Origin of the sequence: Cellulomonas hominis, assembly GCF_014201095.1 — a bacterium.
Taxonomy (GTDB): domain Bacteria; phylum Actinomycetota; class Actinomycetes; order Actinomycetales; family Cellulomonadaceae; genus Cellulomonas; species Cellulomonas hominis.
In genome coordinates this window covers 1,015,718-1,038,163 of the sequence record NZ_JACHDN010000001.1, presented here as the reverse complement: position 1 = coordinate 1,038,163, position 22,446 = coordinate 1,015,718, and the positions used below count along the sequence as shown (strand labels likewise).

27 protein-coding genes are annotated in these 22,446 nt (G+C 75.4%); 21 read left to right on the top strand and 6 right to left on the bottom strand.

Features of this window, described 5'->3' with window-relative positions; genetic code table 11:
- Positions 1 to 129 precede the first annotated feature (129 nt).
- From HNR08_RS04795 to HNR08_RS04740, 12 genes are read left to right on the top strand one after another with little or no spacing between them, the layout of a single operon-like run.
- Positions 130 to 471 (top strand): flagellar basal body rod protein FlgB, encoded by a 342-nt coding sequence (locus tag HNR08_RS04795; RefSeq protein WP_146839870.1) that lies wholly within the window; start codon positions 130 to 132, stop codon positions 469 to 471.
- Positions 471 to 875, top strand: coding sequence for a flagellar basal body rod protein FlgC (locus HNR08_RS04790; protein ID WP_146839857.1), 405 nt, complete (start codon positions 471 to 473; stop codon positions 873 to 875). The genes HNR08_RS04795 and HNR08_RS04790 overlap by 1 nt, the downstream gene beginning before the upstream one ends.
- Positions 872 to 1,210 (top strand): flagellar hook-basal body complex protein FliE, encoded by a 339-nt coding sequence (fliE, locus tag HNR08_RS04785; RefSeq protein ID WP_146839859.1) that lies wholly within the window; start codon positions 872 to 874, stop codon positions 1,208 to 1,210. Before HNR08_RS04790 ends, fliE begins: the two co-directional genes overlap by 4 nt.
- The gene (fliF, locus tag HNR08_RS04780; RefSeq protein ID WP_146839861.1) at positions 1,210 to 2,808 is read left to right on the top strand and encodes a flagellar basal-body MS-ring/collar protein FliF; all 1,599 of its coding nucleotides are present in this window, start codon (positions 1,210 to 1,212) and stop codon (positions 2,806 to 2,808) included. The genes fliE and fliF overlap by 1 nt, the downstream gene beginning before the upstream one ends.
- Positions 2,808 to 3,815 (top strand): flagellar motor switch protein FliG, encoded by a 1,008-nt coding sequence (fliG, locus tag HNR08_RS04775; RefSeq protein WP_183834811.1) that lies wholly within the window; start codon positions 2,808 to 2,810, stop codon positions 3,813 to 3,815. Before fliF ends, fliG begins: the two co-directional genes overlap by 1 nt.
- On the top strand, positions 3,805 to 4,446 hold the full coding sequence (locus HNR08_RS04770) for a FliH/SctL family protein (protein WP_146839863.1): 642 nt from the start codon (positions 3,805 to 3,807) through the stop codon (positions 4,444 to 4,446). The genes fliG and HNR08_RS04770 overlap by 11 nt, the downstream gene beginning before the upstream one ends.
- Positions 4,443 to 5,843: a FliI/YscN family ATPase gene (locus HNR08_RS04765; RefSeq protein WP_146839864.1), complete on the top strand. Its 1,401-nt coding sequence runs from the start codon at positions 4,443 to 4,445 to the stop codon at positions 5,841 to 5,843. The genes HNR08_RS04770 and HNR08_RS04765 overlap by 4 nt, the downstream gene beginning before the upstream one ends.
- A complete protein-coding gene (locus HNR08_RS04760; RefSeq protein WP_168432379.1) occupies positions 5,840 to 6,295 on the top strand; it encodes a flagellar FliJ family protein in 456 nt (151 codons plus the stop codon). The genes HNR08_RS04765 and HNR08_RS04760 overlap by 4 nt, the downstream gene beginning before the upstream one ends.
- Complete coding sequence (locus tag HNR08_RS04755) at positions 6,292 to 7,005, top strand: C40 family peptidase (RefSeq protein WP_146839866.1); 714 nt, start codon at positions 6,292 to 6,294, stop codon at positions 7,003 to 7,005. The genes HNR08_RS04760 and HNR08_RS04755 overlap by 4 nt, the downstream gene beginning before the upstream one ends.
- Positions 7,002 to 8,411 carry a flagellar hook-length control protein FliK gene (locus tag HNR08_RS04750; protein WP_183834809.1) on the top strand — a complete coding sequence of 470 codons (1,410 nt, stop codon included), beginning with the start codon at positions 7,002 to 7,004 and terminating at the stop codon, positions 8,409 to 8,411. Before HNR08_RS04755 ends, HNR08_RS04750 begins: the two co-directional genes overlap by 4 nt.
- Before the next feature lie 9 nt (positions 8,412 to 8,420).
- Positions 8,421 to 8,864 carry a flagellar hook assembly protein FlgD gene (locus tag HNR08_RS04745; RefSeq protein WP_146838283.1) on the top strand — a complete coding sequence of 148 codons (444 nt, stop codon included), beginning with the start codon at positions 8,421 to 8,423 and terminating at the stop codon, positions 8,862 to 8,864.
- A gap of 33 nt (positions 8,865 to 8,897) precedes the next feature.
- Positions 8,898 to 10,076, top strand: coding sequence for a flagellar hook protein FlgE (locus tag HNR08_RS04740; protein WP_146838284.1), 1,179 nt, complete (start codon positions 8,898 to 8,900; stop codon positions 10,074 to 10,076).
- A gap of 117 nt (positions 10,077 to 10,193) precedes the next feature.
- On the opposite strand, the gene HNR08_RS04735 is transcribed toward HNR08_RS04740, so the two are convergent.
- The 6 genes from HNR08_RS04735 to HNR08_RS04710 form a co-directional block, all read right to left on the bottom strand.
- Positions 10,194 to 10,604, bottom strand: a complete 411-nt coding sequence (locus HNR08_RS04735) for a type II toxin-antitoxin system VapC family toxin (RefSeq protein ID WP_146838286.1) — start codon at positions 10,602 to 10,604, stop codon at positions 10,194 to 10,196.
- Positions 10,601 to 10,855 (bottom strand): type II toxin-antitoxin system prevent-host-death family antitoxin, encoded by a 255-nt coding sequence (locus HNR08_RS04730; RefSeq protein ID WP_146838288.1) that lies wholly within the window; start codon positions 10,853 to 10,855, stop codon positions 10,601 to 10,603. The genes HNR08_RS04735 and HNR08_RS04730 overlap by 4 nt, the downstream gene beginning before the upstream one ends.
- Before the next feature lie 110 nt (positions 10,856 to 10,965).
- The gene (locus HNR08_RS04725; protein WP_146838290.1) at positions 10,966 to 12,372 is read right to left on the bottom strand and encodes an aldehyde dehydrogenase family protein; all 1,407 of its coding nucleotides are present in this window, start codon (positions 12,370 to 12,372) and stop codon (positions 10,966 to 10,968) included.
- A complete protein-coding gene (locus HNR08_RS04720; RefSeq protein WP_146838292.1) occupies positions 12,369 to 13,256 on the bottom strand; it encodes an SDR family NAD(P)-dependent oxidoreductase in 888 nt (295 codons plus the stop codon). Before HNR08_RS04720 ends, HNR08_RS04725 begins: the two co-directional genes overlap by 4 nt.
- On the bottom strand, positions 13,253 to 14,596 hold the full coding sequence (locus HNR08_RS04715; protein ID WP_246803083.1) for a flavin-containing monooxygenase: 1,344 nt from the start codon (positions 14,594 to 14,596) through the stop codon (positions 13,253 to 13,255). The genes HNR08_RS04720 and HNR08_RS04715 overlap by 4 nt, the downstream gene beginning before the upstream one ends.
- A 239-nt stretch (positions 14,597 to 14,835) precedes the next feature.
- Entirely contained in the window at positions 14,836 to 15,861 is a 1,026-nt protein-coding gene (locus HNR08_RS04710) for an AraC family transcriptional regulator (RefSeq protein WP_246803084.1), read from the bottom strand.
- Between the two features lie 186 nt (positions 15,862 to 16,047).
- Between HNR08_RS04710 and HNR08_RS04705 the strand changes: the two genes are divergently transcribed.
- The 9 genes from HNR08_RS04705 to fliQ all read left to right on the top strand — a co-directional run bounded on the left by HNR08_RS04705 (position 16,048) and on the right by fliQ (position 22,443).
- Entirely contained in the window at positions 16,048 to 16,371 is a 324-nt protein-coding gene (locus HNR08_RS04705; RefSeq protein ID WP_146838294.1) for a flagellar FlbD family protein, read from the top strand.
- 1 nt (position 16,372) lies between these two features.
- The gene (locus HNR08_RS04700) at positions 16,373 to 17,140 is read left to right on the top strand and encodes a motility protein A (protein WP_146838296.1); all 768 of its coding nucleotides are present in this window, start codon (positions 16,373 to 16,375) and stop codon (positions 17,138 to 17,140) included.
- Complete coding sequence (locus tag HNR08_RS04695) at positions 17,137 to 18,060, top strand: OmpA/MotB family protein (RefSeq protein WP_146838298.1); 924 nt, start codon at positions 17,137 to 17,139, stop codon at positions 18,058 to 18,060. Before HNR08_RS04700 ends, HNR08_RS04695 begins: the two co-directional genes overlap by 4 nt.
- A 5-nt stretch (positions 18,061 to 18,065) precedes the next feature.
- On the top strand, positions 18,066 to 18,590 hold the full coding sequence (locus HNR08_RS04690) for a flagellar basal body-associated FliL family protein (protein ID WP_146838300.1): 525 nt from the start codon (positions 18,066 to 18,068) through the stop codon (positions 18,588 to 18,590).
- Between the two features lie 185 nt (positions 18,591 to 18,775).
- The gene (locus HNR08_RS04685) at positions 18,776 to 19,711 is read left to right on the top strand and encodes a FliM/FliN family flagellar motor switch protein (protein WP_246803085.1); all 936 of its coding nucleotides are present in this window, start codon (positions 18,776 to 18,778) and stop codon (positions 19,709 to 19,711) included.
- A complete protein-coding gene (gene fliN, locus HNR08_RS04680; RefSeq protein WP_146838304.1) occupies positions 19,711 to 20,421 on the top strand; it encodes a flagellar motor switch protein FliN in 711 nt (236 codons plus the stop codon). Before HNR08_RS04685 ends, fliN begins: the two co-directional genes overlap by 1 nt.
- Entirely contained in the window at positions 20,421 to 21,203 is a 783-nt protein-coding gene (gene fliO / locus HNR08_RS04675) for a flagellar biosynthetic protein FliO (protein ID WP_146838306.1), read from the top strand. Before fliN ends, fliO begins: the two co-directional genes overlap by 1 nt.
- 131 nt (positions 21,204 to 21,334) lie before the next feature.
- The gene (gene fliP / locus HNR08_RS04670) at positions 21,335 to 22,171 is read left to right on the top strand and encodes a flagellar type III secretion system pore protein FliP (protein WP_276509367.1); all 837 of its coding nucleotides are present in this window, start codon (positions 21,335 to 21,337) and stop codon (positions 22,169 to 22,171) included.
- Complete coding sequence (gene fliQ, locus HNR08_RS04665) at positions 22,171 to 22,443, top strand: flagellar biosynthesis protein FliQ (RefSeq protein ID WP_146838308.1); 273 nt, start codon at positions 22,171 to 22,173, stop codon at positions 22,441 to 22,443. Before fliP ends, fliQ begins: the two co-directional genes overlap by 1 nt.
- Positions 22,444 to 22,446: the final 3 nt, after the last annotated feature.

Here is a 22,446-nt window from a genome sequence, read left to right as displayed (position 1 = left end):
AAGTCCCCCGCCGCACCTCAGCGGGGCGGGGTCGCCGCCGATGGGGTGGGCGAGCACGGATCGCTCGCGAAGCAGGCCACGGACAGGCCGACCAGGACCAACCTCGGTGAGGATGACCCTGCCATGGGCATGTTCGACTCCGTGAGCTACGTCGCGCTCAACAGCGCGCTCGACGGCCTGGCGCTGCGCCAGCGCGCCATCGCCGAGAACGTGGCGAACATCCAGACCCCCGGGTACCACGCGAAGAAGGTCCAGTTCGAGGACGCCCTGGCCCGCGCGGTCGACGGCGGCTCGGGCGCGACCACCGCGACCGTGGCCCGGTCCCTGGAGCCCACCCGCACGGACGGCAACAACGTCAACCTCGACGAGGAGACCCTCCTCAACGTCGACACGAACCTGCGCTACCAGCTCGCGACCCAGGCGGTCGACGGCACCTTCTCCGGCGTGCGCGCCGCGATGCGGACGAGCTGATGACCACCTTCGGGGCGATCGGGATCGCCAGCACCGGCATGACCGTGTACCGCAAGTGGATCGACGCGGTCAGCGACAACCTCGCGAACATGAACAACGCGACCTCCACCACCGAGGCCGCCTACCAGGCCAAGTACGTCGTCGCGAGCGAGATCCCCACGGAGAACGGCGGCGGCGCCCAGGTCGCCGGCATCGCGCTCGGCTCCGCGGAGGGCCGCGTGGTGTACGAGCCCACCAACCCGCTGGCCGACGAGGACGGGTACGTGCGCTACCCGGACATCGACATGGCCAGCCAGATGACGCAGCTCATCATGGCGCAGCGCGGCTACCAGGCGAACGCGGCGGTCGTGGACCGCGCGAAGTCGTCCTACGAGGCGGCGCTGCAGATCGGACGGACCTCATGAGCATCCAGCCTGTCGGCGGCGTCTCCGGCGTCAGCCCCACCTCGTACCTGTCGGAGCTGTCCGACGTGCTCGGCGCCTCCGGGGCCAGCGGCGCGTCCGGGACCTCCGGCGTCGGCGACGGCGGCTTCGCCGCGGCGCTCGGCGCGGTCGACCACGTGCAGCAGCTCCAGTCGACCAGCCAGGCGCTCGCGATCCAGGCCGTCACCGGCGACCTCGACGACGTGCACGACTACACCGTCGCGTCCTCCGAGGCGAAGCTCGCCCTCGAGCTCACCGCCGCCGTGCGCAACAAGGCCGTCGACGCGTTCACCGAGATCATGAGGATGCAGGCCTGATGCCCGCCCAGGTGAAGTCCCTGTTCGGTCGCATGAGCGGGGCGGTCAAGCAGTTCTCCCTGCCCCAGAAGACGTTCGCGGTCATCGCGCTCGCGGCGGTGCTGCTCGGCGGGTTCGCCCTGTACTCGTGGGCCAGCAAGCCGACGCTCGCGCCGCTGTTCTCCGGGCTGTCGGCCACCGACGCCTCCGCCGTGGTGGACCAGCTGTCCGCCGAGGGCGTGTCGTACGAGCTCACCGACGGCGGCGGCACGGTGATGGTGCCGCAGGACCAGCTGTACGCGATGCGGCTCAAGCTCGCGGCCGCCGGCCTGCCGGCGAACTCCGAGGGCGACGGGTACTCGCTGCTCGACGGCATGTCGATGACGTCGAGCGAGTTCCAGCAGCAGACCACCTACCAGCGCGCGCTGGAGGGGGAGCTCGCCAAGACGATCGGCGCCATGTCGGGCGTCGAGGCCGCGTCGGTCAAGCTCGCGCTCCCGCAGGAGACGGTGTTCGTCTCCGAGCAGCAGGACCCGACCGCGTCGGTGTTCGTGCGCACCCGCACCGGCACCGACCTCAGCACCGAGCAGGTGGAGGCCATCGTGCACCTGGTGTCCGCGGGCATCGAGGGCATGAAGGCGACCGACGTCGCGGTGGTCGACTCCACCGGCAAGGTCCTCTCCGAGGTCGGGACCGGCATCACCGCCGGCACCGGCGACGAGGCGACCTCCGCGTACGAGCAGCGGGTCACCGGTGCCGTGCAGGCGCTGCTCGACCAGGTCGTCGGCGTCGGCAACTCGGCCGTGACGGTGACCGCCGCGCTCAACCAGGACCAGACGCAGCGCACCTCGGAGGAGTTCTCGCCCGCGCAGGACGCCCCGCCGCTGGCCTCCTCCACGACGGAGGAGACCTACACGGGGACCGGCAGCGGCACCGCCACCGGCGTGCTCGGCCCGGACAACATCGCGGTGCCGGACGGCACGGGCGGCGGCACCGGCGAGTACTCCAAGACCACCGAGGACGTCACCAACGCGGTCAACAAGGTCACCGAGGTGACGACGGTCGCCCCGGGCGCCGTGCAGCGCCAGTCGCTCGCCGTCCTGGTGGACCAGACGGCCGCCGCGGGTGTCGACCTCACGCAGCTGACCGCCACGCTGACCGCGGCCGCGGGCATCGACACCGCGCGCGGCGACACGATCGCCGTGCAGGCCATGGCCTTCGACACCTCCAGCGCGGACGCCGCCGCCGACGCGCTCGCCGCGGCCGACGCCGCGGAGGCCGCCGCCCAGCGCGACAGCCTGCTGCGGCAGGCGGTCATCGCCGGGGCGCTCCTGCTCCTGGTGATCGTGGTCGCCGTCGTGCTGGCCCGCCGCTCGCGGCGCAGCAAGCGCGAGGCCCTCGACATCGGCGAGCTGCCGCTCATGGACGGCCCGGCCGAGGCGCCGGAGCTCGAGGAGCCCGCGGACATCCCGCCGGCCCTGCCCGGGCCCGCCGAGGTCGACCCGGTCGCGGAGTCGCTCGCCGTCAAGCGCGCGGAGATCGCCGCCCTCGCCGACGAGCAGCCCGACGAGGTCGCGGACCTCCTGCGCGGCTGGCTCACCCCGGCCGGGCGGCGCTGATGGCCACCGCGATGCTGACCGGGACCCAGAAGGCCGCGATGCTGCTGCTGCAGCTCGGCCGGGAGCGGGCCGCCCGCGTCATGGCGCAGCTCGACGTCGCGGAGATCGAGGAGCTCACCGCCGAGATCATGCGGCTGGACCGCGTCGACCAGACCCTGGCCGACGAGGTCGTGGAGGAGTTCTACTCCGCCTCGATGATCGGCCCCGGCGTGGGCGGCGGTCTCGGCCTGGCGACCCAGCTGCTCGAGGGCGCCCTCGGCCGCGACGAGGCCGCGGGCATGATCGAGCGCCTGCAGACCTCGATGGCGGGCCAGCCGTTCGAGTTCCTGCAGCACGCCGACGCGCGCCAGGTGCTCTCCCTGCTGAACGGGGAGCACCCGCAGGCGGTCGCGCTCGTGCTCGCGCACCTGCGGCCGGAGCACGCGTCCGCGATCATGGCGGGCCTGACCTCCGAGCTGCAGTCCGAGGTCGCGCACCGCATCGCCCTGATGGAGCGCGCCTCGCCGGACGTCGTGCAGGTCATCGCCGAGTCGATGCAGCGCAAGGCGTCCGCGGTGCTCACCCCGAACGAGCTGTCCGCCGTGGGCGGCGTCCAGCCGCTCGTCGAGATCATCAACCGCGCCGACCCGACCACCGAGAAGCTCATCCTCGAGGGGCTGCAGAGCCGGGACGAGGCGCTCGCCGACGAGGTCCGCAGCCGCATGTTCGTGTTCGGCGACATCGTGCTGCTCGAGGACCGCGCGATGCAGCTCGTGCTGCGCCAGGTCGAGACCAACGAGCTGTCGGTCGCGCTCAAGGGCGCCACGCCGGAGGTCCGCGACAAGACGCTGCGCAACCTGTCCGAGCGCGCCCGGGAGAACCTCGAGGAGGAGATCGAGCTGCTCGGCCCGGTCCGCCTGTCGCAGGTGGAGGAGGCCCGCGCGGGCATCGTCCAGGTGATCCGGCGTCTCGAGGAGTCGGGGCAGATCGTGATCCGGCGCGAGGGCGAGGACGAGTATGTCTCCTGAGCCCCGGTTCACCCAGGCGTACGGCCGCACGGCCGTGGCCGAGCCGGCGTCCCGCGCGGAGGGCTACGCCGCGGGGTACGCCGCCGGCTACGCGGCGGGGGCCCGCGAGGCCGCCCGCGCCGCCGAGGTCGAGGCCGCCCGCGTCCAGCGCGAGCGCGCCGAGGCCGACGCCCGCCGCGCCGCGGAGCACGCGGACGCCCTGGCCGTGCTGGCCGCCGCCGCCCGCGCGGCCGACGGGCGCAGCACGCCGGTGCTCGCCGAGTCCGAGGCGGCGCTGCACGCCGCCGCGCTCGAGCTCGCCGCCGCCGTGCTTGGGCAGGAGCTGTCCGACGCCCCGGCCGCGGCGCGCGCCGCCCTGCGCCGGGTCCGCGAGCAGGACGCCGAGCGCGAGGTGCACACCGTGCGGCTGCACCCCCGCGACCTCGCGGCGGTCCGCGAGGCGCTGGCGGGGCCGTCGTCCGGGGGCGACGTGCTCGCCGGGCTGCCGGACCTGACCGGCGTCGAGCTGGTCGCCGACGCCGCTCTGGCCCCGGGCGACGCCGTGGGCGAGTTCCCCGACGGCTACCTCGACGCGCGCATCGGCGCGGCGCTCGACCGCGCCCGCGCCGCCCTCGGGGAGGGCCCGGCATGACCGCCGCGACCTCCGCCGCCGTGCTGCCCACGCCGCGGTCCGGCGACCTCGCGCCCGCGAGCGCCGGGGACGCGGGCCGCCACCCCTGCGGCCCGGCGTGGTCCGCCGCGCTCGCGGCCGCCCGGCCCGAGCGGGTCGGCTCGGTGCGCGGCGTGGTCGGGCTGACGGTCGAGGTCGCGGGCACGGGCGCCGCCGTCGGCGAGCTCGTCACCATCGACGCCCCGGACGGCCCCGTGCCGGCCGAGGTGGTCGCCACCGGGCGCGGCTCGGCGCACGCCATGCCGCTCGGCCCGACGCACGGGCTGCGCGCCGGGATGCGGGTGCGCCCCCGCGGCAGCGCGCTGACCGCCCCGGTCGGCCCGGGCCTGCTCGGGCGGGTGCTCGACGGGCTCGGCCGGCCGATCGACGGCCGCGGGCCGCTGGCCGGCGCCGGGCAGGTCGAGGTCACCGGCCACGCGCCGCACCCGCTGGCCCGGGCCCGCGTCGAGCGGCCCCTGGACCTCGGCGTGCGGGTGCTGGACACCCTCGTGACCGCGGGCCGCGGGCAGCGCCTCGGCCTGTTCGCCGGCTCCGGCGTCGGCAAGTCCAGCCTGCTGTCGATGATCGCGCGCGGCACCGACGCGCAGGTGTCCGTGATCGCGCTGGTCGGCGAGCGCGGCCGCGAGGTCCGGGAGTTCCTCGAGGACGACCTCGGCCCCGAGGGCCTCGCGCGCTCGGTCGTCGTGGTCGCCACCTCCGACGAGCCGCCGCTGGTCCGGCTGCGCTCCGCGTTCGTCGCCACCCGGATCGCCGAGTGGTTCCGCGACCGCGGCGACGACGTGGTGCTGATGATGGACTCCCTCACCCGCGTGGCCATGGCGCAGCGCGAGATCGGGCTGTCCGTCGGCGAGCCGCCCGCCACCCGCGGGTACCCGCCGAGCACGTTCTCGCTGCTGGCCCAGCTGCTGGAGCGCGCGGGCACCGGCGCCACCGGGTCGGTCACCGGCCTGTACACGGTGCTCGTCGACGGCGACGACCACAACGAGCCGATCGCCGACGCGGCGCGGTCCATCCTCGACGGGCACGTGGTGCTCGACCGGAAGCTCGCCGTCGCGGGGCACTTCCCGTCGGTGGACGCGCTCGGGTCGATCTCCCGCGTGGCGTCCCGCGTGCTGGGCCCCGAGCAGAAGGACCTCGCCACCCGGCTGCGCCGCGTCATGGCCGCCCGCCGGCAGGCGCAGGACCTGCTGGACGTCGGCGCCTACGTGACCGGCTCGAACCCGCTGGTGGACGCGGCGGTGGCGCACGGCACCGCGATCGACGCCTTCCTGCGGCAGGGCATGGACGAGCGCGCGCCCGCCGCCGACTCCTGGGGCCGGCTCGCCGGGCTCGTGGCCGCGATGGGGGACCTGCCGTGAGCCGCGTCTTCCGCCTGGCCGGGCTGCTGCGGCTGCGCGCCCTCGCCGAGGAGCAGGCCGCCGCGCAGCTCGCCGACGCCACGCGCGGCCGGGACGCCGCCGTCGCCCGGCGCGAGGCCACCGAGGCCGCGCTCGGCGAGGCGCAGTTCCCCGCCGGGACCGACTCCGTCGGCATGCAGGCCGTCGTCGCCAGCCGCGTGGCGCTGTCGGCGCTGCTCGTCGACCAGCGCGCCCGGGTCGCGTCCGCGCAGGACGCCGTGGCCGACGCCGACGCCACCTGGTCGCAGGCGCGCACGCGCACCCGGACGCTGGAGAAGCTGCAGGAGAAGCACGACGAGACGGTGCGGGTCGAGGACCAGCGCGCCGAGCAGATCGTGCTGGACGAGGTGGCGGGGCGGCGTCCCGCCGGGCCGGGCGCCGGACCGGGCGCCGGACCGGAGGAGGGGCGATGACGGACGCGATCGCCGCGGTGCAGGCCCGCATCGCGCAGATCCGGCAGATCGGCTCGCCGGTGGCCACGACGTCGTCGGTGTCGTCGGCGTCGGCGGAGTCCGGGACCCTCGCCGCGAGCGCGCTCACCGGCGACGCCACGTTCGCCGCCGCGCTCGCCCGGGCCACCGGCGGGACGGCGGTCGACGCCATCACCGGGATCGCGCCGGGCACCGGCGTCACCGGGCAGGACCTCGTCGAGTCCGCGAAGAAGTACCTCGGCGTCCCGTACGTGTGGGGCGGGGAGTCGCTCGCCGAGGGCGGGCTGGACTGCTCCGGCCTCGTGCAGCGGGCGCTCGCGGACCTCGGCGTCACCGGCGTCCCGCGCGTCGCCCGCGACCAGGCCACGATCGGCACCGAGGTCGCGTCGCTCGACCAGGCGCTGCCCGGCGACCTGGTCGTGCTGTCCGGCGGCTCGCACATCGGCATCTACGTCGGCGACGGGAAGATGATCGACGCCCCGAAGCCCGGGGCCACGGTCACGATCCGCGACGTCTACGCGGAGCCGACCACCATCCGGCGGATCCTGCCGCAGGCCGGCGCGGTCGCCGGCAGCGGCACCGCCCTGCCCGGCGCGCTCGCCGCCACCACCGCGGGCCGGACCGCGCTCGCGCTGCTCACGGGCTCCGGCTCGTCCACGACCACCTCGTCCCTCTGGGGGGCTGCCTCATGACCACGACCACCTCCGTGCTGCCGACGCGGGCCCCCGCTGCCGGCGGCAGCGCCGGCACGGGCGCCGGCCGGTCCGGCGCGAGCGGGTTCGACGCCGTGCTGGCGGGCGTGACCGCCGCGGCGCCGCAGGACCGGGGCGCCGACCGCGCGCCGTCGCGCACCGACGACCGGGGCGCGGACCGCGTGACCGGGCGGCGGCCCGCCGGGGCGGACCGGGCGGAGCGTGCCGGCCGGACCGACCGCCACGACCGCACGGACCGCACCGACCGCACGGACCGCACCGCTCGCGCGGATCGCGCCGACCGCCCCGAGGCCGCGCCGGCCGGCGACGCGCAGCAGCCCGACGCCGCCACCGACGCCGCCACCGACGCCGCCGCCACCGAGGCCGCGCCGACGGTGCCGCCGGTCGTCGTCGCCGCCGGCGTCCCGGCCGCGCCGCTGCCGGCCGAGGTCGTGCCCGCCGCCGCGGCGCCCTCCGCCGGGACGGCACCCGCCGCGACCGGTGCCGAGGCTCCCGCGGTCACCGCCGCGACCCCGGCCACCGCCACCGCCGCACCCGCACCCGCACCCGCCGCGGGGGAGTCCGGCCCGCCCGCGCCCGCGGTGCCCGCCACCGCCGCGCCCGCCCCCGGGACCGCCGCGGCCCCGGCGTCCGGCACGGCGGCGGGCGAGCCCGGCGCCGCGGTGCCCGGTGCCGCGCAGCCCGCCCCCGGTGCGCCCGCCGTGCCGGCCGCCCCTGCCGACCCCGCCCCTGCCGCGCCGGCCTCGTCGGCGGCGTCGTCCGCGGCTCCGGCCCCCGCGCCCGCCGCCGACCCCGCGGTCGCGGCCACCGCCGCCCCGGCCGCCGCCGAGCCCGCCGCAGAGGACGCCGCCCCGGCTCCGGCCCCCGCGCCCGCGGCCCCGGCCGCCGCGCTGCAGGTCGGCACGGTCCAGCACCGGGCACCCGCCGCGGCCCAGGCCGCTGCCGCGCCGCTGTCCGACCAGCTCGCCACGAAGATCGGCGAGCAGCTCCCGGCGCTCCGGTCGCTCGGCGGGGGCTCGCACGTGCTGACCCTGCGCGTCGACCCCGAGCACTTCGGCCCGGTCAAGGTCGTCGCGCACATCACGCCGGACGCCGTGCGGGTCGAGCTCGTCGGCGCGACCGACGCCGCCCGGGACGCCCTGCGCCAGTCGCTGCCCGACCTGCGCCGCGACCTCGCCGCCACCGGGTTGTCGTCCGACGTCAGCCTCGGCGCCGACGACGCGGCGGGCTCCGCGGGCGGCCAGGCCCGCGGCGACCTGCCCGGTGCCGCCCGCGCGACGGCCCCCGGATCCGCGACCGCCGGCCCGGGTGCCGGCACCGCCGCCACCGACCCGTCCGCCGCCCGACCGTCGACCGCCGCCGGCGGCCTCGACCTGCTCGTCTGAGGAGACCAGGTGTCCATCGACGTCTCGTACATCACGAACTCGCGCACCGACGCGACCAGCAGCACCGCGACCCCGACCAAGGAGCTCGACAAGGACACGTTCCTCAAGCTCCTGGTGGCGCAGCTGTCCAACCAGGACCCGAGCAGCCCCATGGACACCAGCGACATGATGGCGCAGACCACCCAGCTCGGGATGATGGAGTCCCTCTCCGAGATCCAGGCGTCGTCCCGCGAGCAGTTCGCGCTGCAGATGCGCATGGCCTCCGCGGACCTGGTCGGCCGGCAGGTCACCTGGACGGACGCCGCGGGCACGACCCAGACCGGCGTCGTGTCCACCGTCGACTACGCGAAGTCCGTCCCCGTCCTCAAGGTCGGCACCGCCGAGGTGCCCCTCGACTCCGTGGCGAGCGTCAGCCCGGCACCCGCCGCCACCTCCACCACGACCACCGCCTGACCGCGGTCCGCACCCCGAAGGGATCGATCACCCATGCTCCGCTCTCTGTTCTCCGGCATCAGCGGTCTCAGCGCCCACCAGACGATGCTCGACGTCACCGGCAACAACATCGCCAACGTCAACACCACCGGCTTCAAGGCCTCCCAGATCCAGTTCCAGGACACCCTCAGCCAGATGCTCAACGCGGCGGCGGCGCCCCAGGGCGGTGTCGGCGGCCAGAACCCCGCGCAGGTGGGCCTCGGCGTCCAGGTCGCGGGCATCACGACGAACTTCAAGCAGGGCGCCGCCCAGCTCACGGGCCGCAGCACCGACATGATGATCTCCGGCGACGGCTTCTTCGTCGTGCGCCAGGGCACCCAGCAGTACTACACGCGCTCGGGGGCGTTCGACTTCGACTCCACCGGCCAGATGGTGCTGCCGGGCGACGGCGCGATGGTCCAGGGTTGGGCCGCCGTGAACGGGGTCATCGACACCTCGCAGCCGGTCGGCGACATCCGCGTCGCGGTCGGCACCGTGATGCCCGCCAAGCGCACGGAGAACGCGCCGTTCGCCGGCAACCTGCAGGCGGACGCCGAGGTCGGCACGATCAAGACGGTCGCGGTCAAGGCCTACGACACGCTCGGCAACGAGCGGGAGCTCGCCCTGACGTTCGAGAAGACCGCCGCGGGCTGGGACCTGACCGCGTCCGACGGCGGTGCGCCCGTCACGCCCCCCGCGCTCACGTTCGACGGCTCGGGCAACCTCACCAGCGCCGGCACGTTCGTCCTCGGCGGCGTCACCGTGGACATCTCGGACGTCACCAGCATGGCCGGGGTGGACACGATCCAGGCCGGCAAGCAGGACGGCTACGCGGCCGGCATCCTGCAGTCGTTCACGCTCGGCTCGGACGGCACGATCAACGGCACGTTCAGCAACGGCCTCAAGCAGGACCTCGGCCGCATCGCGATGGCGTCGTTCACCAACCCGACCGGTCTGTCCAAGTCCGGCGGCTCGCTGTTCAGCACCACGGTGAACTCGGGCGACGCGCAGATCGGCGCCGCCGGCGTCGGCGGCCGCGGCACGCTGTCCGCCGGCTCGCTCGAGATGAGCAACGTGGACCTGTCCACCGAGTTCACGCAGCTGATCATCGCCCAGCGCGGCTTCCAGGCGAACTCCCGCGTCATCACGACCTCGGACGAGGTCCTCCAGGAGCTGGTCAACCTCAAGCGCTGACCCCTGCGCCCCGCGCGCCCCGCCCGGCCCGGCCGTGCGGGGCGCGCGTGCGTCCCGGGGCGGTTCATCCGGTGCCCCCGGGGTTCCTGGACACTCGCCGGGCGGGTGGGCGGGCGGTCACGCGGCCCAGGGGTCGACGACCGCGACGCCCGGGAAGTCCTGGAGGATGTTGCGGGTGACCACGGTCTTGGCGTGGACGAGTGCGGTCGCCGCGATCAGCCCGTCGGTGTACGGGCGCGCGTCAGGGACCGAGAGGGCCGCTGCCCGGCGCGCCACCTCACCGTCCACCGGGAGGACGCGACCCGCGAACTCCGGCAGCACCTGCCCGGTGAACCAGGCGCGGAGGTGCGCCCCCTGGGCCGGGTCCTTCCGTTCGCGCGCGAGGATGCCGCGCTCCAGCTCGTACAGCGTCATCGCGGACACGAACAGCTCGGACGTCGGTCGGGCGTCCACCCACGCGACGACCCGAGGGTCGGCGGCGGGTTTGCGGAGTTCGGAGATGACGTTCGTGTCCAGCAGGAACGTCACAGGTCGACCTCCCGCTCGCCCAGCGGTGCGCGGGGCGGGTCGAACTCGATGTCCGCGGTCGAGGTCGTCATCCGCAGCGCCGTCGCGAGCCCGGGACGGTTGTCGGTGAGCGCCCGCCACGTGTCCACGGTGAGCAGGACGTGCGACGGCCGTCCCCGGTCGGTGATCACGACCGGGCCGTGGGTGGCGGCCCGCTTGGCGGCCGAGACGTCGTGGTTGAACTCCCGAGCGGTCATCACGGTCTCCGTCATCGCCCACCTCCGATGTAGGTACGTTTCTACATGGTAGTCGCCAGACCGCTGCAGCACCACGCGGCCGGAGGCGCGCGCCCCGCCGGGAGGGCGGCGGAGCGCGCGCCGGATCAGCGGGGGCCCAGCTGCACCCAGACCGTCTTCACCCGCGTCCGCTGCTCGAACGCGGCGAGGGACTTCTCGACCCCTCCGAAGCCGGACTCCTTCCACCCGCCGAACGGCACCGTGAGGTCGCCCTCGCTGTACGCCCCGACGGACACCACCCCGGCGTGCACCCCGCGCGCGACGGCCAGCGCGTCGTCCAGCCGTGTCGTCCACACCGAGGCGGCGAGCCCGTGGTCGACGTCGTTGGCGAGGGCGACCGCCTCGTCCCGGGTCGTGAACCGCTGCACGGTCACGACCGGCCCGAACACCTCGGTGCGCAGGATCGCCGCGTCCGCGGGGACGTCGACCAGCACGGTGGGCTCCAGGTACCGGCCGCCCGCGTGCACGTCCGCCTCGCCGCGGCCGGTCGCCAGCACGGCGCCCGCCGCGACCGCGTCCCGCACCGCCGCGAGGATCCGGTCCGCCGCCGCGTCGTGGATCACCGGGCCGAGCCGGGTCGCCGGGTCCGCGGGGTGACCGACGCGCAGCGCCCGCGCCGCCGCCACCAGGCGGGACACCACCTCGTCGTGGATGCTCGCGTGCACGAGGACGCGGGAGCCGGCGGTGCAGTTCTGCCCGGAGGTGAGGAACGCCGCCTCGACCAGCCCGTCGACGAGCCGGTCGCCGAACGCGAGCCCGTCGTCCAGCACGATCTGCGGGCTCTTGCCGCCGAGCTCCAGGCTGACGCGCTTGAGGTTCGAGGCCGCCGCTGCCGCCAGCACGGCCCGGCCGGTGCGCGCCGAGCCGGTGACCGAGATCGCCCCGACCACCGGGTCCGCGGCGAGCGCGGCGCCGGTGATTGGCCCGGTGCCCGTGAGCACCCGCAGCACGCCGTCGGGGATCCCCGCCTCCCGCGCGAGCGCCGCGACGTGCTGGACGGACCGCGGGGTCGCGTCGGCGGGCTTCACCAGCAGGCAGTTCCCCGCGGCCAGCGCCGGGCCGATCTTCCAGGCGGCCATCGCGAGCGGGTAGTTCCAGGGCAGGATCGCCGCGACCACGCCGTACGGCTCCCGCTCGGTGAACGCCAGCACGTCGCGGGACGTCGTGGACACCCGGCCGTACGTCTTGTCGAGGGCCTCGGCGAACCAGCGGATCGTCTCGACCGCGCCCGGCACGTCGTTCTCGCGGCACTCGGTGATCGGCTTGCCGGCGTCCTCGCAGTCCAGCATCGCGAGGGTCTCGGCGTCCCGGTCCATGAGGTCCGCGAGCCGCAGCAGCGCCGCCGCCCGGTCCCGCGGCGGCAGCCCCGACCACACGCCGGAGTCGAACACGGCCTGGGCGTCCCGGGCGTGCGCGGCGACCTCCTCGGGCGTGGTCTCGGGCACGGTCCCGAGCGCGGCGCCGTCCGCCGGGCCCACGAGCGTCAGAGTCATCGCAGCACCTTCTCCCCGTCGACGAGCGCCCACCGGCCGTCCCGGCGCTCCGCGATGCCCGCGCGCTCGAGCCGCGCCAGGTACGCCGCCATGCCGCGTTCGCCGCGGCGCCGGAACAGCCGCATCAGCCGGGGGAGGGCGTTCGGCACGAGCATGGCGGTCTTGACCAGGACGGCCTCCGACGGGCGCGGGTACCGCTCCAGGGCGGGGCGGTCGAGCATCCGCATCATCGTGCGGGCGACGACGGCCGGCGGCTGCGGCGCGTCCTGGAACTGCAGGGAGTTCCCGCCGTCGACCGCCTCCTGCCGGAGCATCCGGGTGTCCGTCGCCGACGGCAGCACCGAGCCGGCGGTGATGCCCTTGGACCGCAGGTCCAGCCCGATCGCCAGCATCGCCCCGCGCAGGCCGAACTTCGACGCCGTGTAGATCGGTGTCTCCCCGAGCGGGAAGATCCCGCCGAGCGACACGGTCGTCACGACGCGCGGGTCGGGGGAGCGGTGCAGCAGGGGCACCGCGAGCCGGGTCAGCACCAGCGGGGACACCAGGTTGACGTCGAGCTCGGTCCGGATGCTCGCGACCGTGCGCTCGTCGAACCGGTCGGCGCTGGTCATCCCGACGTTGTTCACGAGGACGTCGATCCGCCCGTGCCGCTGCTCGACCCGGCGCAGCAGCTCCTCGACCTGGGCCTGGTCGGTGAGGTCGCAGCCGTACCCTGCGTGCCCGGCGCCCGGCAGCTCGGCGGCCACCCGCTCGGCGGCCCCCGCGCGGATGTCGACGACCACGAGCAGCGCGCCCCGCGCGGCCGCGGGGAACAGGAAGGCCCGGGCGATGCCGCCGGCGCCGCCGGTGACGACGACGACCTTGTCCCGGAAGTCGTACGTCACGCCGGCACCGCCGGCGCGGTCGCGGCCCGGTCCCCGGCGTGCCGCGGGGCGTCCGAGTCCAGCCGCCAGCCCAGCGACCGCCCGACCTTCGCCAGGTACTTCCCGTACGCGTCGGAGTCGACGTAGCCCTGGTGCCGCGGCGAGGAGTCGAAGTGCAGGCCGTTCGACAGGTCCGGCCGGTCGCCGGCGATCATCGCGGTGAACCGGGCCGCCTGCGGGGTGTGCCGGTCCAGGCCGTCGAGGTACGCGGCGATGAGGTGCGCCTGCTGGTCGAACAGCCCGTACGCCCCGCTGTTCGTCTCGATGTACCCGACGCCGAACAGCCCCGGGTGCTGCCGCGAGGCGAAGTTCAGGTACAGGTCGGGGTGCTGCTCGTCACCGAAGTACTCCTGCGCGACGGGCACGCGGTGCCGGTACCCGGTGGCCAGCACGACCAGGTCGAACTCGTCGGACGTGCCGTCGGTGAACGTGACGGTCCGGCCCTGGGTGTCCCGGATGCCGGGCCGGGCGGTGATGTCCCCGTGCTGGAGGTGGTGCAGCAGCATCGAGTTGACGATCGGGTGGGTCTCGAACAGCTTGTGGTCGGGCTTCTGCAGGCCGAGGCGCTCCGGGTTGCCGTTCAGCAGGCGGAGCAGCGGCTGGATCAGCGCCCGCTCGGCCCGCTTCGGCAGGAACGACCCGGCGCCGCCGACGACGTCCGACGGCACCCCGAACACGTGCTTCGGGATGAACCAGTACCCGCGCCGCATGCTGATCACCGCGTGGTCGGCGTTCCGTGCGGCGTCGCACGCGATGTCGCAGCCGGAGTTCCCCGCCCCGACGACGAGGACCCGGCGGCCGGTGAACTCCGACGCGCTGCGGAACGTCTGGCTGTGCCGGACCTCGCCCGTGAAGTGCCCCGGCAGCTCCGGCACGTTCGGGTACCACTGCGAGCCCGTCGCGACCACGACCACGGGGTGCCGGGTGGTCGTGCCGTCCGCGCGGGTCACCGCCCACGCGCCGTCCTCCCGCCGCACCGAGGCGACCTCGACCCCCGTCTCGACCCACTCGGTCAGCCCGTACGCGTCGGCGAAGTCCCGCAGGTACGCCAGCACCTGCGGGTGCCGCGGGTAGTCGGGGAGGTCGTCCGGCATCGGGAAGCCGCTGAACCCCGACCGGGTGCGGCTGGAGATGAGGTGCGCGGAGTCGTACATCGGGGTGCCCGGGTTCTCGATGTCCCAGACGCCGCCGATGCCGGTGTGCCGCTCGAGCTGCACGTAGTCGATGCTGCGCTCGCGCAGCGCGCGGGCCACGGCCAGGCCGGCGGGGCCGGCGCCGATCACGCAGACGGCTGAGGTCACGGGAACGCTCCTTCGCGTAGGTCCGCCGACTGTAGGCACGCCCCCGCCCGGCCCCGGAGGGCCGGGGAAGCCAACTCACCGGACACCGCGGGCCACGCGGCGTGGCCGCCCCGCGCCGGGTCGCAGCGGGCGCTCGGTCCGCTCCCGCCGAGGTCGAGGGTTTCGTGCGAGGTCGAGGGGTTGAGCGCGGGTCCGGACGGCAAACCCTCGACCTCGGCGGGCGGAGCGGCCACGCGGCGTCAGCGCGGGGGGCGGAGGGCCGCGGGGGAGCGACCGAACCAGCGGCGGACGGCCCGGCGCAGGGAGCGCTCGTCGGCGTAGCCCACCCGGGCGGCGATCTCCGCCAGGGGCACGTCGCGGTGCCCGATCAGCCGGCCGACCCGCCGCCGCCGGACCTCGTCCACCACGTCGGAGTACGTCGACGCGACGTCCGCGAGCCGACGGCGCAGCGTGCGCTCGCTCATGGCCAGCGCCCGCGCGTGCGCCGCGAGGGGCAGCACGTCGGGCAGGGCCGCGTCCACCCGGGCGGACAGCAGCGCGACGAGCTCCTGCCGGTCGACGGCCTCCGCCGCCTCCACGTCGAGCAGCGCCCGGGACAGCCCGAGGGTCCACCGGTCCGCGCTGGGCAGCGGCTGCGACCACGCGTCCCGCGCCAGCACCCAGGCGTTGCGCGGCGCCCCGAACGCGACCGGCACGCCGAAGCAGTCGGCCCACGGCCCCGGCTCCGCGGGCGCCGGCCGGGCCAGCTCGACGGCGTGCGGCGTGAACCCCGGGCCGGTCGCGTCCCGCGCGGACCGGGTGATGCTCGCGAACCCCTCGTCCACGAGGAAGTCGTCCACCCGGGCGGAGTCACCGTGCACCGCGGCGGTCACCACGAGCAGGTCGCCGTCCCGCTCCGCCGACCAGTGCACCATCGCCCCCGCGAGCCCCTGGTACCGCACCCCGAGCGCGACCGCGTCCCCGACGGTGGCCGACGCGAGCCAGCCCAGCCCGAGCAGGCCCGCCGCGGTGATCGGCTGCCGGCCGCCGACGACCAGCCCCAGCGCCGGTTCGCCGAGCACCTCGATCGCGGCCTCGATGACGGCCCGCCCCTGCCGGAACGAGACCAGCAGCGCCGGCGCCTCCACCGCCTCCCGGGTCAGCCCGCCCGCGCGCAGCGCGTCGTCGAACGGCACGCCCCGCTCGTCCGCGATCAGCAGGAGGTACCGCACCAGGTACGGCGCGACGGTGGCCGAGGTCCCGGCCGGGGCGACGTGTGCCGGCACGCGGGCCACGGTCGCGGCTGGGGCGCGGGACGTCAAGGATGAAGCGCGGTCCGGCCGGCGTGCCGGGTGGAGTCCGACAATTCCCTCAGCGCCGCGGAGCCGCGGCCGATGGTCAGGGGTGAGCGGCACACGGACGGGCCGCCGCGGCGCACGCCGCACACGCACCACCAGGGACGGGACACCGCTGTGATCATCGTGACGCGCCTGAACGGGGCCCAGTTCGGGGTCAACCCCGACCTGCTCCAGCGCGTCGACAGCGCGCCCGACACCATCCTGACCCTCATCGACGGGACCAAGTACATCGTCCGGGAGTCGATGGCGGAGGTCATCGCGCGGGTCAACGAGCACCGCGCGCAGCTCCTGGCCCGCGCCCAGGAGATCCAGGCCGCGCCGACCCCGGCCGTCGAGCTGGTCCGCGACGCCCCCGCGGCGGCGGACGACGACGGTGCCGAGGACGACGGCGACGGCCCGCTCGCCGACCCCGTCCCCCTGCGACCGAGGAGCCGCTGACATGGATCCCGCCGGTTTCATCGGGCTGGTCGTCGCCTTCGGCGCGATCTTCGGCGCCCTCCTCATGGAGGGTGCCGACCCGATGTCCATCTTCCTGCCCGCGCCGCTGCTGCTGGTGTGGGTGGGCACGATCGGCGTGGGCATCGCCGGGCACACGATCAAGGACGTCATCGAGTCGTTCAAGGCCGTGCCCCGCGCGCTGATGAGCAAGGTCCCCGACCCGACGACCACGGTGGACACGCTGGTCGAGCTGGCGGACCGGGCGCGCCGCGAGGGGCTGCTGGCCCTGGAGGACGCCGCGAAGGACATCGACGACCCGTTCCTGCGCGGCGGGCTGCAGGCGGCCATCGACGGCACGGACCCCGACGACCTCCGGATGATCCTCGAGGACAAGATCGCGACCAAGCGGGCCCGCGAGAAGACGCACTCGAAGTACTTCCAGGACATGGGCGGCTACGCCCCGACGATCGGCATCATCGGCACGGTCATCTCGCTGGTGCACGTGCTGGAGAACCTGTCGGACCCGTCGTCGCTGGGCCGCTCGATCGCCGCGGCCTTCGTCGCGACCCTCTGGGGCATCCTGTCCGCGAACGTCGTCTGGCTGCCGCTGGGCACCCGCATCAAGCGGTTCTCGGACCTGGAGTGCGCCCAGATGGAGGTCACCCTCGAGGGCCTCCTCGCGGTGCAGGCCGGCGCCAACCCGCGCCTGGTCGGCGAGCGCCTGCGCAGCCTGCTGCCCGAGACGCCGGCGGCCAAGGAGGCCGCGTGAGCTCGCACGGCGGTCGCGGACGCGGCCGCCGCGGCGGGGGGCACGAGGAGGAGCACGTCAACCACGAGCGCTGGCTCGTCTCGTACTCCGACATGATCACGGTCCTCATGGCGCTGTTCATCGTGCTGTTCGCGATCAGCCAGGTGGACCAGGAGAAGTACGTCGCGCTGAAGGCGTCGCTCGCGGCGGGCTTCGGCGACGGGTCGGTCAACCAGTCGGTGCTCGACGGCAGCGACGGCGCCCTGGACGGCCTGACGCCCGGCGACGAGACGCAGCCCGACTCCGGCACGGCCGGCATCGTGGACGCGGACGAGGGCCTGGGCCTGCAGGCCACCGACCCGGCGCCGCAGACCGAGGCCGACCCGACCCAGGTGGACCCCGCGACGCTCGCGGCGGCGCAGGCGGAGGCGGCCCACCTGGAGGAGGTGCGCGAGCAGATCCTCAACGCGCTGCGGACGGCGGCGCTGCAGGACTCCATCCGGTTCCGGATGGACGAGCGCGGCCTCGTGCTCGGCCTGGTCGCGGACGACGTGTTCTTCGCGCAGGGCTCGGCGCAGCTCACGCCGACCGCGATGCAGGTGCTGGACCTCGCGGCCCCGACGCTCGTGGGCCTCCAGGAGCAGATCTCGGTGGAGGGGCACGCGAACACCGTGCCGATCTCCGGCCGGTACGCCACCAACTGGGAGCTGTCGTCCGACCGGGCGACGCAGGTGCTGCGGCACATGGTGGAGAACGACGGCATGCCGGGCACCCGCATCCAGGCGGTGGGCTACGGCGACACGCGTCCCCTCGTGCAGGGGACCGACGACACGGCCATGACCGCCAACCGGCGGGTCGACATGGTGATCCTGAGCGTGGCACCGGAAGCGGTCCGCGCCCTGCTGCCCGCGGTGGCAGCCGGAAGTGCGACGGGAGGGTAGGGGCGATGCCCATCGAGCAGCGAGTGATCGGCGGCGGCCAGAAGATCGGCGGCGGTCAGAAGATCGGCGGGGCCAAGGAGTCCACCCCCGCCCCGGAGCCGGAGGCTCCGAAGAAGAAGGGCAAGAAGGGCCTGCTGTTCGCGATCATCGGCCTCGTGCTGGTCGGTGGCGGGGCGGCGGCGTACGTCCTGCTCGGCCTGGGCGGCGGCGGCAGCGACGAGCCGGCCGCCGAGCCGGAGCCGGTCGCCGGCGCGGTGCTCCCGGTGGAGCCCATCAGCCTGAACCTGGCGGACGGGCACTACCTGCGCCTCGGCTTCGACCTGCAGCTGACCGAGGAGGTCGGCGAGCGCACCCCCGACACCGGCAAGGCGGTCGACGCGGCGATCGCGCTGTTCTCCGGCCGCTCCGTGTCCGAGGTCAGCGACCCGGCGACCCGCGAGCAGCTCAAGACCGAGCTGCTGCACCAGGTGGAGGAGCTCTACCACGGGGAGGTGATGGACCTCTACCTGACGAACTACGTCACCCAGTGAGGGGACGCGCGGCGACGCACGCCCCCTCCGACCGGCTCCCGGCACCCCGCCGGGCCCGGTGAACCACGGCGCCACGGAGGGCGCCACATCGCTCCGCAGCGGTCCGGCCCACGAGGGGCCGAGGGCGGAGGAAGTTCCGGGACCGACCCCTCACATCACCCGCGCGCGCGCCGATGAGGGTGGGCGTGACGGTCCACACCCAGGGTCAGGCCCCGGCGCGCTCGCGCCGGCGGACGCACGTCCCCGAGCCCTACGACTTCCGGCGCCCCATGACGATGGCGCGCGAGCACGCCCGCGTCCTCGAGATGGCGTTCGAGACGTTCGCCCGCCAGTGGGGCAACCAGCTCACCGCCCGGCTCCGCGCGATGGCCCAGGTCACGCTCGACGGGCTGAGCCTCACGTCCTACGACGAGTACGTCCGGACGCTGCCCGGCACCACCGCGATGATGCTGTGCACCATCGAGCAGACCCGGCAGACCGCCGTGGTGCAGGTGCCCGTGCACACCTCGATGGTGTGGATCGACTACCTGCTCGGCGGCCCCGGCACCGGCGACCCGCGCGAGGACCGCGAGCTCACCGAGATCGAGCTCACCCTGCTGCGGGGCGTCATGCAGGCCGCGCTCGGCGACCTCGGCTACGCGTTCTCCGCGCTCGCGCCGCTGGACGTGACCTTCCGGACCGTGCAATACAACCCGCAGTTCGTGCAGGCCGTGCCGGCCTCCGACGCGGTGCTCGTCGCGACCTTCCAGATGCGGGTCGGCGAGCGCGAGGACCTCGCCACCGTGATGTTCCCCGCGGAGCTGCTGCTCGGCGCGGTCCGGCAGGCCGACGGCTCCAACGGCCGGTCCTCGGAGGACCAGCGTGCCCACGAGGCCGCGCTCGCCGACCTGGAGGCCGCCGTCGAGGACGTGCCCGTCGAGGTCGCGGTCCGGTTCGCCCCGGTCGTGGTCCGCCCCCGCGACGTCGTCGGCCTCGCGGTCGGCGACGTCGTCCCCCTGTCCCACCCGTCGTCCCAGCCGCTCGACGTGGTGGTGGACGGCGTCGTGCTCGCGCGAGCCGCCGCGGGGAACAACGGTTCCCGCCTCGCCTGCATGGTCGTCACCGTCGAGGAGAAGCCCTGATGAACGCCACCACCGAGACCACCGACGCCGCCGTCGCGCTCGCCGCGGCCACCGCCGCCGCCCGGCTGCTGCCCGCGGTCGCCCCGCTGGTGCCCGCGCCCGCCCCCGCCGGCCGGCGCCCGGACGCCGACGCGCTCGCGGTCGTCGCGTCGTTCGTCGGCCCGAACAGCGCGGACGTCGTGCTGGTCGCCGACGCCGCCGTCCGCGAGGCGCTGGCCGCCGGCGCCCCCGACGGCAGCCCGCTGGACCTGGCCGCGGCGCTGCGACCGGCCCTGGAGGCCGCCGTCGCCGAGCTCGGCGCCGGGGTGCTCGAGGCCGCGCGCACCGAGCGGGTCGCGACGGCCCTGCCCGCGGACGCGCACCTGGTCGCGCTCGCCACGGACGAGGGCGTGCAGGCCTGGTTCGGCCTGCGGCTCCGGTCCGAGCCCTCGTCGACGACGCCGGGCGTCCCGACGCAGCGCGCCAGCCTGAACGTGCTCTACGACGTCGAGATGACCCTGACCGCCGAGCTCGGCCGCACCAAGCTCCCGGTCCGCCAGGTGCTGGAGCTGACCCCCGGCGCCGTGCTCGAGCTCGACCGCGCCGCCGGCAGCCCCGCGGACGTCATGGTCAACGGCCGCCTCATCGCCCGCGGCGAGGTCGTCGTCATCGACGAGGAGTTCGGCATCCGCATCACCGAGATCGCGCGCGGCGAGGACGGCGCCCTCTGATGGACTCCGTCGTCCTGGGGCTGCGCGTCCTCCTGGCGCTGGCGTCCGTGATCGGGCTCATCTGGGTCCTCGCGCGCCGCGCCGGGTGGGGCAAGCAGCGCCGCGGTCCGGCCGGGCCGACCCTCGAGGTCGTCGGCCGGCAGGCGCTCGGCCGGCACGCCGGCGTCGCGGTGGTCGCCGTCGGCAACCGCCGGCTGCTCCTCGGGTACGGCGAGCAGAACGTGACGATGCTGACCGAGCTCGCCCCGGCGCCCGCCGAGGCGCTGCCGGCGCTCACCGCCGACGCCGAGCCGGCCCGGCCGGTGCCCACCACGGTCGCGGAGCTGGTGGCGGCCGTGCTGCCGACGCCGCGGCGTTCGCGGGCGCCGAAGCCGTCCGCGGCGCGGACGGTGCCCGCTGCGGCCGCCGTGCCCGCTGCCCCCGCCGTGCCCGCGCCCGCGTTCGAGGACGCCCTCGCCGCCGCGCGGCGGGACGCCTCCGGCGACGACGAGGCGCCGGCCTCCGCCACCGCGTCCCCCGCCTCCGTCGCGACCGCCGCGACGGCCGCCTCCGCCGCGTCCGCGGCCGCCGCGCTCGCCGCCGCCGCCGCCATCCCGGTCGACCCCGCCGGCGACGTCCCCGGCCTCGCCGGCCTGGAGGTCGCCGACGTCGACGCCGCGCGCCTCGAGCACCTGACCGCCACCGGCACCGAGCCCCGCGGCGCGCTGCACGGCTCGGTCCTGGCCCCGTCCACGTGGCGGCAGGCCGTCGCCGCCCTGCGCGAGCGGACGGTCCGCCGGTGACCGCCGAGCTCGCGCCCCCCGGCGGCGCCCCGTCCCCGAGTGGAGGTCTCTGGCGCGACACGCCGCGCGTGTCGGGCAGAACCCTCCACTCGGCGCGCGGACGTGGCGGTACGGCATCGGCGCCGGCCCCGGTGCCCGCGACCGAGCCGCCCGCGGCGCGGCGGCGGACCTGGCCGCTCGTGCTGCTCGCCGTGCTCGCCCTCGGGGTCGCCCTCGTCGTGCTGTCGTCGGGGGTCGCGCACGCCGCGCCCACGCCCCCGACCGACCCGGCCGCCCCGGCGGACCCCGGCGCCGGCGAGGTGTCCGTCGCCATCAACGGCGTGAACGGCACCCCCAGCAGCTCGATCGTCGTGCTCATCGGCATCACGCTGCTGTCGGTCGCCCCGTCGCTGCTGCTGATGATGACCGGCTTCACCAAGATCTTCGTGGTGCTGTCCCTCACCCGGAACGCGCTCGGCCTGACGACCGTGCCGCCGAACCAGGTGATCGCCGGCCTCGCGCTCTTCCTCAGCCTGTTCGTCATGGCGCCGGTCCTGTCCGACGTCAACACCGAGGCGGTGCAGCCCTACCTCGACGGCAGCATGGACTTCACCACGGCGCTGGACGCCGGCTCCGGCCCGCTGCGCGAGTACATGCTCGGGCACACCCGCGAGGCCGACCTGGCGCTCATCACCCGGGCCGCCGACCAGCCGAACCCCGAGGACGCGGCCTCCGTGCCGATGCTCACGCTGATCCCGGCGTTCATGCTCTCGGAGCTCCGCTCGGCGTTCATCATCGGGTTCGTCATCTTCGTGCCGTTCCTCGTCATCGACCTGGTCGTGTCCTCGGTCCTGATGAGCATGGGCATGATGATGCTGCCGCCGGTCATGGTGTCGCTGCCGTTCAAGCTGCTGCTGTTCGTGCTGGTGGACGGCTGGGGCCTCATCGTCACCGCCCTGGTGGGCGCCGCGTCGGGCGGGGGTGGCTGATGGACACCGCGGCCGTCCTCGACATCGGGCTCGACGCCATGATCCTCACCGCGAAGCTCGCGGCGCCGGTGCTCATCACCGCGCTGGTCGTCGGCTTCTCCGTGTCCCTGGTGCAGTCCGTGACGCAGATCCAGGAGGTCACGCTCTCCTTCGTGCCGAAGGCCATCGCCGCCGCCGTGGCGCTGCTGGTCTCCGGGCACTGGATGATCGCGGAGCTCGTGTCGTTCACGCACGAGCTGTTCGACCGCATCCCGGCCCTCCTCGGGGGCTGAGCC

What these genes read in the sequence shown, in the direction of transcription:
- HNR08_RS04795 (WP_146839870.1), top strand. Translation starts at nt 130, where the DNA reads ATGTTCGACTCCGTGAGCTACGTCGCGCTCAACAGCGCGCTCGACGGC.
- HNR08_RS04790 (WP_146839857.1), top strand. Translation starts at nt 471, where the DNA reads ATGACCACCTTCGGGGCGATCGGGATCGCCAGCACCGGCATGACCGTG.
- fliE (WP_146839859.1), top strand. Translation starts at nt 872, where the DNA reads ATGAGCATCCAGCCTGTCGGCGGCGTCTCCGGCGTCAGCCCCACCTCG.
- fliF (WP_146839861.1), top strand. Translation starts at nt 1,210, where the DNA reads ATGCCCGCCCAGGTGAAGTCCCTGTTCGGTCGCATGAGCGGGGCGGTC.
- fliG (WP_183834811.1), top strand. Translation starts at nt 2,808, where the DNA reads ATGGCCACCGCGATGCTGACCGGGACCCAGAAGGCCGCGATGCTGCTG.
- HNR08_RS04770 (WP_146839863.1), top strand. Translation starts at nt 3,805, where the DNA reads ATGTCTCCTGAGCCCCGGTTCACCCAGGCGTACGGCCGCACGGCCGTG.
- HNR08_RS04765 (WP_146839864.1), top strand. Translation starts at nt 4,443, where the DNA reads ATGACCGCCGCGACCTCCGCCGCCGTGCTGCCCACGCCGCGGTCCGGC.
- HNR08_RS04755 (WP_146839866.1), top strand. Translation starts at nt 6,292, where the DNA reads ATGACGGACGCGATCGCCGCGGTGCAGGCCCGCATCGCGCAGATCCGG.
- HNR08_RS04750 (WP_183834809.1), top strand. Translation starts at nt 7,002, where the DNA reads ATGACCACGACCACCTCCGTGCTGCCGACGCGGGCCCCCGCTGCCGGC.
- HNR08_RS04740 (WP_146838284.1), top strand. Translation starts at nt 8,898, where the DNA reads ATGCTCCGCTCTCTGTTCTCCGGCATCAGCGGTCTCAGCGCCCACCAG.
- HNR08_RS04730 (WP_146838288.1), bottom strand. Translation starts at nt 10,855, where the DNA reads ATGACGGAGACCGTGATGACCGCTCGGGAGTTCAACCACGACGTCTCG.
- HNR08_RS04725 (WP_146838290.1), bottom strand. Translation starts at nt 12,372, where the DNA reads ATGACTCTGACGCTCGTGGGCCCGGCGGACGGCGCCGCGCTCGGGACC.
- HNR08_RS04700 (WP_146838296.1), top strand. Translation starts at nt 16,373, where the DNA reads ATGGATCCCGCCGGTTTCATCGGGCTGGTCGTCGCCTTCGGCGCGATC.
- HNR08_RS04690 (WP_146838300.1), top strand. Translation starts at nt 18,066, where the DNA reads ATGCCCATCGAGCAGCGAGTGATCGGCGGCGGCCAGAAGATCGGCGGC.
- fliN (WP_146838304.1), top strand. Translation starts at nt 19,711, where the DNA reads ATGAACGCCACCACCGAGACCACCGACGCCGCCGTCGCGCTCGCCGCG.
- fliO (WP_146838306.1), top strand. Translation starts at nt 20,421, where the DNA reads ATGGACTCCGTCGTCCTGGGGCTGCGCGTCCTCCTGGCGCTGGCGTCC.
- fliQ (WP_146838308.1), top strand. Translation starts at nt 22,171, where the DNA reads ATGGACACCGCGGCCGTCCTCGACATCGGGCTCGACGCCATGATCCTC.